Below are 6,788 nucleotides of genomic sequence, written 5' to 3'. Positions count from 1 at the left end.
TTCTTGCCCTTGAGGACGGCGATCTCTTGCACCGGGCCGTCGGCCTTGACCATCAGGCAGTTCACGGGCGTCGCGACCAAGGGGCCCACGCGCTTCAGCGGCAGGCCCTCATGCACTTGCAGGTGCCGTTGCGGCTGGTAGCGGATGGCGCAATCGGCCTTGCCGGCCGCGACCAGCTTGGGCGGGTCCGAGGGGTCGGCGGGGGCCCCGACCACCCCCCCCCCCGGAACGGCCCCGGCGGTTCCCGGCCAGCCGTCGCAATGAGCGCCTCGGGCGGCACCGCCGGGCCGCCCGAGCCCCCAAGCAGCACGAGAAGCCCCGCGATGCCCAACCGCAAGACCCCCGCCAGCCTCCCGCCCACCGGGACCGAACATTTCCATCACAAGGCCGACATGCCCCCGGCATCGCGGGAAGGGGAAAGCGCCGTCTGCCGGTCCTGGCGGCTGGCGTTTAGGCGCCTTTCGTCGCCTGCCGGGGCCTGAGGATCCGGGTCATGCCGAACCGGAAAACCCTTTCCTGCATCTCGCCCGCGGGGGTGCGGCATTTCTACCGCAGCGCCGACCTGCACGGGCTGCGGCTGGCGCTGTGGGAGGATGGCGCGGCCGGGGCGGGATCGGTGGCGGATTACCTGCGCCAGGCCGGCGCCTCGGTCGAGGTGCTGGTGGAGGATGCGCCCCGGACCCATACGCAAACCTGCGCGCCAACCCATGCTTCGGCCCATGCTTCGGCCCACCCGCCAACCCATGCGTCGGTTCACGCGCCGGTTCTGCCGCCGATGCTGGCGCGCCACCGGCTGGCCGCGCCTTGGGCCGGAGACGGGGCTGGGGACGGAGACGGGGCCAGGGATGGGGCCGGGCCCGCGGAGATCCGCTTCAGCGGCAGCCTTGTGGCCGCGCTGGTCCGGCCCGGACCGATGCAGGTCGACGCGGCGGTGCTGAACCTGCGCGACCCGGCGCCGCTGGCGCAGAGCCTGCAGGCCGCCGGCATCCCCTTCGTCATCTTCGCCCAGGCGCCGGGGCCCGGCCTGGGCCTCTACCCGCATGGCCATTGCGTGCCGAGCCACGAGGGCCCCGAGGCGCTCGCCTCGGCCATCCTGCTGCACAGCGCAATCTACAGGGCCGGGCTGTGCTGCACGCCCGAGATGACGGTGACGGATATGCTGCCGCGGCTGCGGGCGCTGGCGCGATATCTGGTGCAGGACGCGGCGCTGGCGGATGCGCTGGTCGAGGATGCGCTGGAACAGGCGCTGGCGCTTCTGCCGCATCTCGGCCGCGAGCGCGAGCTGGGCGCGCTGCTGGTCACGCTGGTCGAACGGATCTGGCAGCGGCAGAAGATGTCGCGCCCGACCTGAAGGGTCGGAGGCGCAGGCCCGGCAGCACCAGCAAAAGCGCAGCCGGCAGCAGGGCCAGGAGCGCGGCGCTTGCGGACGCGCTGGTAAGGGAGGCGCTGGGATAGGCGGCGGCGGCCGCATCTGGGCCGGGAGCGCGAGCTGGCCGCGCCGCTGGTCACGCTGGTCGAGCGGGATCTGGCAGCGGCAGAAGATGTCGCGCCCGACCTGAGGGGGCGGAGGCGCAGGCTCGGCAGCACCAGAAAAAGCGCAGCCGGCAGCAGGGCCAGGAAACGCGGCGCTGGCAGACCCGCTGGTGGGATGCGCTGGAACAGGCGGCGTCTGTCGCATCCGGGCCAGGAACGCGGCGAGGCCCAGCCGCTGCAGCAGCGGCCTCGGCCCCGGATCGCGGGGCGGCCTGCGGCTCGGCAGAGCGGGCCGTCCGCCGCTGAACACGGCCGCCTCACCGATACCGAACGGGCCGGAGCGGGATCGGGGAAGGCGACCTTGTCGCCGGTCCGGCCGCGGCCAGTCGCCTGGCGCGGATGCAGCGGTTACCCTGCGTTTTTCGGTGTTGTGCGGCCATGATCCCCTCCGGGAGGGCGAAGGAGACCGGCGCGCCCCCCTTCCTGCCGCGCCTCAGCGCCGCCCGCGCGCGGCATGGCGGCGGTCGTCGTCCTCATCGTGGTGCGAGGAATAACGGCGATCATCGTCGTCCCGGCGGTGGTCCCAGCCCCGGCGGGTGGCCTCGGCATGGCCCTCGGGGTGGCCGAACCAGCCGCCCTGGCGCGCAGTCGCGCGCATGGTCGTCATCGCGGCCGCGCGAATAGCTGCGCCGGTCGTCGTCATGACAGCGCGAGGATGCGGCGGTCGTCAGCGCCGCGGTGCGAACCGTAGCGCCGGTCGTCGTCGTCCCGGTGATGGTCCCAGCTGCGGTGGGCGGCCTCGGCATGACCCTCGGGGCGACCGAACCAGCCTCCGAGCGCGGCGCGCGCATGGTCGTCATGGCGGCGCGAGAATGCACCGGCCGTCCTCGTCGCGGCGCGAGGACCGGCCGCGGGAAGGCATGGCGGTCGTCGTCGTGGCCCGCACCGCGAATCGGCCCCGGCCTGTCCCTTCCGAAAACTGGGAAAGGCTTGCGGGCCACGACGGGGCACCGAGGCACGCCTTCAGGCCCCGAAAAGCCCCGACGGCGCATGGGGGGCAAGCCGGGAACCCGCGCTCAGGCCGGTTCGGCCGCTTCGCGGTTGGCCTCGCTTTCGGCGATCTCGGTCAGCAGCTCGTCGGTCGCCGATTCCTCCTCCAGCGTCTGGCCCAGAAGCGCCGCGGCCTCCTTCAGGCCCAGCTGCTTGGCCCATTGCCGCAGGGTGCCGTAGCGGGCGATCTCGTAATGCTCGACCGCCTGCGCAGCCGCCACAAGCCCGGCATCCAGCGCCGGGGCGCCCTTGAAGGCGGCCATCACCTCCTCGCCCTCCTCGATGATGCCGTCGATGGCCGGGCAGGTCTTGCCGCGCGCCGCCTTGCCCAGGATCTCGAACACCTGCTGGAGGCGCTCGACATGGATCTCGGTCTCCTCGCGATGCTTCTCGAAGGCCTTGCGCAGCCGGTCGGATTGCGCGCCCCGCGCCATCTTGGGCAGCGCCTTCAGGATCTGGCGCTCGGCATAATAGATGTCCTTCAGCGTGTCGTGGAACAGGTCGTCAAGAACCTTGTGGGCCATCTCTCAGGTCTCCTGCGTTGAAAAAATCCAATCGGGACGCCCTGAACCAGAACCGGCGGAAAATGTTCCCAAGGAACAAACGCCCCGGCCGCTGGTTGCCCGTCAAAGAAGGAGGAAACCCATGGCCCGTCCCATCCCCATGGCTCGCTTTACCTTGGCATGGCCCCTGGCCGGCGCAGGCGCGGCGCTGCTGTCGATCCCGGTCCTGGCGGCGCTTTCGGCCGGGCGCGGCCTGCCGCCCTGGATGCCGCTGAACGCCACCACCCATGCGCTGCACGGGGCCGAGGCCGCCCGGACCACCGCCCTGGACCTGGCCCATACCGGCCTGGGCACCGCCATCCATGTCGCCTCGTGCTTCTTTTGGGCGGGGGTGGCGGTGCTGCTGGTCCGCCGGGCGGCACGGGGCGGGCCATGGCTGGCCTGGCTGGCGGGGCTGGCCACCGCCGCCATGGCCGGGCTGATCGACTATGGCCTGCTGCCCGCCCGGCTGCGTCCGGGATGGGAGCTGGTGCTGCCGCCCTGGGCCGTCCTGGCCGGGCTTGCCGCCCTGGGCGTCGGGCTGTCGCTGGGATTGCTGGCCGCATGGGCCATCGGCCGGCGCGCGCCGGGAACATCGCCGGCGCCGGATCGTTATCCTCCCGTCCCCGGCGCGGCCGAGCCGCCGCAGGCGCCGGTCTCGGCCGTCGAGCGGCTGCGCCATCCCGCGCCGCATGTGCTGGACCAGCGCCAGCAGCGCATGGACCCGGCCGGCACCGTCACCGAGGATCCGAACCGCCAGGGCGACGGCAACAAGCAGCCCGGCGTCCCCCATCCCGATGAAAGGCCCGACAGATGAGCGATTATCCCAAGCCGCCCTTTCCGAAACAGCAGCAATCCCTGCCCGGCAGCTTTCGAAACATGGACCCGCGCCCCGACCATGGCGAGGAAAGCTGGAAGGGCGCCGGCCGGCTGGAGGGCAAGGTGGCGCTGATCACCGGCGGCGACAGCGGCATCGGCCGCGCCGTCGCCATCGCCTATGCCCGCGAGGGCGCCGACCTGGCGCTGTCCTGGCTGAACGAGACCGAGGACGCCGCCAGCACCGCCGATCTGGTGCGCGAGGCCGGGCGCGACTGCCTGTCCATCCCCGGCGACATCGCCGACCCGGACCATTGCCGCAAGATCGTCGCCGACGTGGTCGAGCGCTTCGGCCGCATCGACATCCTGGTCAACAACGCCGCGCACCAAGCGCTGTTCGACGGCATCGAGGAGATCGCGGACGAGGAATGGCGCCGCACCTTCGCGGTCAACATCGACGCGATCTTCTACCTGACCAAGGCGGCGGTGCCGCATATGCCCAGGGGCTCGGCGATCATCAACACCGCCTCGATCAACGCCGACAAGCCCAATCCCAAGCTTCTGGCCTATGCCACGACCAAGGGCGCGATCCAGAACTTCACCACCGGGCTGGCGCAGATGCTGGCCGAACGCGGCATCCGGGTGAATGCCGTGGCGCCCGGCCCGGTCTGGACGCCGCTGATCCCGGCCAGCATGCCGCCCGAGGAGGTGGCCGAGTTCGGCGCCAACTACCCGATGAAGCGTCCCGCCCAGCCGGTCGAGCTGGCCTCGGCCTATGTCATGCTGGCCGAACCGATGTCGAGCTATGTCTCGGGTGCGACCATCGCCGTCACCGGCGGCAAACCGATGATCTGAGAAGGGAGTCGACCATGAACAACCGCCATCTTGCGTTCCTCTGCGGCCTGGCCGCCGGTTTCGCGCTCAAGGGCGCCTGCGATGCGCTGGCCCGGCCCGCCACCGGGCCCCACCACCGCAGCCGCCGGCGCCAGGACGAGATCCGCCCCGCCGGCCGGCGGCAGATGGAAAACCCGCCGCGCCACTGGGACATCGTGGACGAACAGGGCGACGAATCCTTCCCGGCCAGCGACCCGCCGGGAAACTACTGAACGAAAAGGGGCGGGGACCGCGGTCCCTGCCCCCTTTCCGGCGCCTGTCGGCCCCGGTTCAACCCTTGTGTTCGGGGTCAGCCCTTGTGTTCGGGCTTGCCCTTGCGCTTGGTGGCGGCCAGTTCCTCAAGCTCGCTTTCGCTCATCGAATCGTGCATCTGCTTCGAGGGGCCGCGCAATTCGTCCTTGCTCGTCTCGCCGCGCTTGGCGGCCAGCGCCGCGCCGGCCGCCTTTTGCTGCGCCTTGGATTTGGCTGGCATGGTCTCGATCCTCCTGCTTAGGCCTCCTGGTTAGGCGCCCGGTTCCGGCCAGGGCGCGGCGTCATTCGCCGCCATTGGTGGCGCGGTCGTTCTGCCGGGCCTTGCGGTCGCCCGCCTCGCGGTTCTCCCCGCCGGCATTGGGTTCGTTCGAACGCTGCATCTGCTTGGGGTTCAGCACCGGATCGGCATTGCCCATCTTCAGCTGCTGCGCCCTTTGCTGGACATTGAACTTCTCGTTTTCGGCTTTGGGATCGAATTTCTCGCCCATGGCGAAGTCCTCCTTGTCAGGGGCTGGTCAGGGCTGGCCGGAGCGGATCGCGGCCGGCCGCGGGGGTCAGTCCCGATGCTCGGGCATCTGCTTCAGCTCGTCCTTGGTCCAGCGCGAGACGGCGTGGACGCTGTTGCTGCCGTCGCGCATGAAATCCAGCTCGCGGGCGGGAACGGCGACGGGCTTGGACCCGATGCCCAGGAAGCCGCCGACGTCGATCACCACCACCGCCTCGCTGCCGACGCCATGGACATGCGAGACATGGCCGATCCTTTCGTCGCCAGGGCCATAGATGGTGGCGCCGGTCAGCGCGGCCTCGGTCAGCTCGCTCTCGTTCAATGGGATATGGGTGCTGTGGTCCATTGGGCCCTCCTCTGCTTTGTCGGTTGAGGCACCCCCAACCGCCGGAAGGCCGGTCTGTTCCATAACGGTGCCGTGAAGGCTGCGGCGGGAACATTTGCCGCCGGCCACGGTTCAACCGCCCTGCGCAAACACCGCATCCAGAGGAGGAATGAGATGAAACAGCTGTTCGTCACCACCGCCCTTGCCGCCGCGCTGAGCGTGACCGCCGCCCAGGCCCAGGAGACCGAAAGCCAGCCCGTCCCGATGGGCCAGGAAACCGCGCCCGCCGCCGACGAGCCCCTGCCCACCATCACCCCGCCCGACGGCTATGTCGAAGGCGAGGTGGTGCTGACCACCGAGAACCTGCAGGGCGCCACCGTCTACGACGCCAGCGGCGACGAGATCGGCGAGGTGCATGGTCTGGTCTTCGCCAACGGCTCCACCTCGCTGCAAGGCGGCGACGCCGGCGCGGCGATGCAAGGCAGCGATGCCGCCCCGTCCATGCCTGCGCCGGGTGCCGATACCGAGGTGCCGGATGCCGCCACCGACACCACGCCCGCCGCCCGTCTCGGCCGCGGCGGGCCTCGACACCGATTCCTCGAACGTGGCCAGCGGCACCGACCGCGGCGACAGCGACCGGATCGAGGGGATCGGCTCGGATGCCGGCACCATCACCCCCACCGATGCCACCACACCCCCGGTGCAGACCGCGCCCGAGGGGGAAGCCCAGCCGATGGGCTCGGCCGAGATCAGCCATGCCATCATCGACGTGGGCGGCTTCCTGGGCATGGGCGAGCATCGCGTCGCCATCCCGGTCGGCGACCTGGTGGTCTATCGTAAGGATACCGACATCCGCATCTATCTGCCCTGGACCCGCCAGCAACTCGAGGCCCTGCCCGAGTTCGACGAGGACGGCCCCGCCCCCATGACC

At 70.9% G+C, this 6,788-nt stretch carries 11 protein-coding genes and 1 pseudogene; 5 read left to right on the top strand and 7 right to left on the bottom strand.

Annotation, left to right across the window (positions count from 1 at the left end; translation table 11 throughout):
• Nucleotides 1-215 (bottom strand): ABC transporter substrate-binding protein (locus IT40_RS30380; protein WP_036761190.1); only part of this gene is annotated, 215 nt, incomplete at its 3' end.
• Nucleotides 216-493: 278 nt separating this feature from the next.
• Here IT40_RS30380 and IT40_RS25665 point away from each other — a divergent pair.
• The gene (locus IT40_RS25665; protein WP_036761188.1) at nucleotides 494-1,351 is read left to right on the top strand and encodes a hypothetical protein; all 858 of its coding nucleotides are present in this window, start codon (nucleotides 494-496) and stop codon (nucleotides 1,349-1,351) included.
• 615 nt (nucleotides 1,352-1,966) lie between these two features.
• On the opposite strand, the gene IT40_RS29055 is transcribed toward IT40_RS25665, so the two are convergent.
• The gene (locus IT40_RS29055) at nucleotides 1,967-2,131 is read right to left on the bottom strand and encodes a hypothetical protein (protein WP_157034111.1); all 165 of its coding nucleotides are present in this window, start codon (nucleotides 2,129-2,131) and stop codon (nucleotides 1,967-1,969) included.
• A gap of 418 nt (nucleotides 2,132-2,549) precedes the next feature.
• A complete protein-coding gene (locus IT40_RS25660) occupies nucleotides 2,550-3,047 on the bottom strand; it encodes a YciE/YciF ferroxidase family protein (RefSeq protein WP_036761186.1) in 498 nt (165 codons plus the stop codon).
• A 121-nt stretch (nucleotides 3,048-3,168) separates the two neighbouring features.
• On the opposite strand from IT40_RS25660, the gene IT40_RS25655 reads away from it, so the two are divergent.
• The 3 genes from IT40_RS25655 to IT40_RS25645 are packed head-to-tail and all read left to right on the top strand — an operon-like array spanning nucleotide 3,169 to nucleotide 4,987.
• Nucleotides 3,169-3,882 (top strand): hypothetical protein, encoded by a 714-nt coding sequence (locus IT40_RS25655; protein ID WP_243700176.1) that lies wholly within the window; start codon nucleotides 3,169-3,171, stop codon nucleotides 3,880-3,882.
• Nucleotides 3,879-4,736, top strand: a complete 858-nt coding sequence (locus IT40_RS25650; protein WP_036761182.1) for a glucose 1-dehydrogenase — start codon at nucleotides 3,879-3,881, stop codon at nucleotides 4,734-4,736. Before IT40_RS25655 ends, IT40_RS25650 begins: the two co-directional genes overlap by 4 nt.
• Nucleotides 4,737-4,750: 14 nt before the next feature.
• The gene (locus IT40_RS25645) at nucleotides 4,751-4,987 is read left to right on the top strand and encodes a hypothetical protein (protein WP_036761180.1); all 237 of its coding nucleotides are present in this window, start codon (nucleotides 4,751-4,753) and stop codon (nucleotides 4,985-4,987) included.
• A gap of 77 nt (nucleotides 4,988-5,064) precedes the next feature.
• Here the strand turns inward: IT40_RS25645 and IT40_RS25640 are convergent, their stop codons facing one another.
• From IT40_RS25640 to IT40_RS25625, 4 genes are all read right to left on the bottom strand, one after another.
• Nucleotides 5,065-5,247 carry a DUF3008 family protein gene (locus IT40_RS25640; protein ID WP_036761177.1) on the bottom strand — a complete coding sequence of 61 codons (183 nt, stop codon included), beginning with the start codon at nucleotides 5,245-5,247 and terminating at the stop codon, nucleotides 5,065-5,067.
• A gap of 61 nt (nucleotides 5,248-5,308) precedes the next feature.
• Nucleotides 5,309-5,515: a hypothetical protein gene (locus IT40_RS25635; protein WP_036761175.1), complete on the bottom strand. Its 207-nt coding sequence runs from the start codon at nucleotides 5,513-5,515 to the stop codon at nucleotides 5,309-5,311.
• 66 nt (nucleotides 5,516-5,581) lie between these two features.
• On the bottom strand, nucleotides 5,582-5,878 hold the full coding sequence (locus IT40_RS25630; protein ID WP_036761172.1) for a PRC-barrel domain-containing protein: 297 nt from the start codon (nucleotides 5,876-5,878) through the stop codon (nucleotides 5,582-5,584).
• Between the two features lie 111 nt (nucleotides 5,879-5,989).
• Nucleotides 5,990-6,274: a hypothetical protein gene (locus IT40_RS25625; RefSeq protein ID WP_036761169.1), complete on the bottom strand. Its 285-nt coding sequence runs from the start codon at nucleotides 6,272-6,274 to the stop codon at nucleotides 5,990-5,992.
• A gap of 118 nt (nucleotides 6,275-6,392) precedes the next feature.
• Between IT40_RS25625 and IT40_RS27105 the strand changes: the two are divergent.
• A pseudogene (locus IT40_RS27105) lies at nucleotides 6,393-6,788 on the top strand (photosystem reaction center protein H); the annotation flags it as partial.

The sequence above is a fragment of the Paracoccus versutus genome (assembly GCF_000763885.1).
Classification (GTDB): Bacteria; Pseudomonadota; Alphaproteobacteria; order Rhodobacterales; family Rhodobacteraceae; genus Paracoccus; species Paracoccus versutus.
The sequence above is the reverse complement of the archived record's forward strand: the minus strand, read 5'-3'. Positions and strand labels throughout refer to the sequence as shown.

Excerpts from the sequence above, each read along its gene's own strand:
- IT40_RS25625 (WP_036761169.1), bottom strand. The coding sequence starts at position 6,274 with ATGCACCTCGCCGATCTCGTCGCCGCTGGCGTCGTAGACGGTGGCGCC.
- IT40_RS25645 (WP_036761180.1), top strand. The coding sequence starts at position 4,751 with ATGAACAACCGCCATCTTGCGTTCCTCTGCGGCCTGGCCGCCGGTTTC.
- IT40_RS25655 (WP_243700176.1), top strand. The coding sequence starts at position 3,169 with ATGGCCCGTCCCATCCCCATGGCTCGCTTTACCTTGGCATGGCCCCTG.
- IT40_RS25665 (WP_036761188.1), top strand. The coding sequence starts at position 494 with ATGCCGAACCGGAAAACCCTTTCCTGCATCTCGCCCGCGGGGGTGCGG.
- IT40_RS25630 (WP_036761172.1), bottom strand. The coding sequence starts at position 5,878 with ATGGACCACAGCACCCATATCCCATTGAACGAGAGCGAGCTGACCGAG.
- IT40_RS29055 (WP_157034111.1), bottom strand. The coding sequence starts at position 2,131 with ATGCGCGCGACTGCGCGCCAGGGCGGCTGGTTCGGCCACCCCGAGGGC.
- IT40_RS25660 (WP_036761186.1), bottom strand. The coding sequence starts at position 3,047 with ATGGCCCACAAGGTTCTTGACGACCTGTTCCACGACACGCTGAAGGAC.
- IT40_RS25640 (WP_036761177.1), bottom strand. The coding sequence starts at position 5,247 with ATGCCAGCCAAATCCAAGGCGCAGCAAAAGGCGGCCGGCGCGGCGCTG.
- IT40_RS25650 (WP_036761182.1), top strand. The coding sequence starts at position 3,879 with ATGAGCGATTATCCCAAGCCGCCCTTTCCGAAACAGCAGCAATCCCTG.
- IT40_RS25635 (WP_036761175.1), bottom strand. The coding sequence starts at position 5,515 with ATGGGCGAGAAATTCGATCCCAAAGCCGAAAACGAGAAGTTCAATGTC.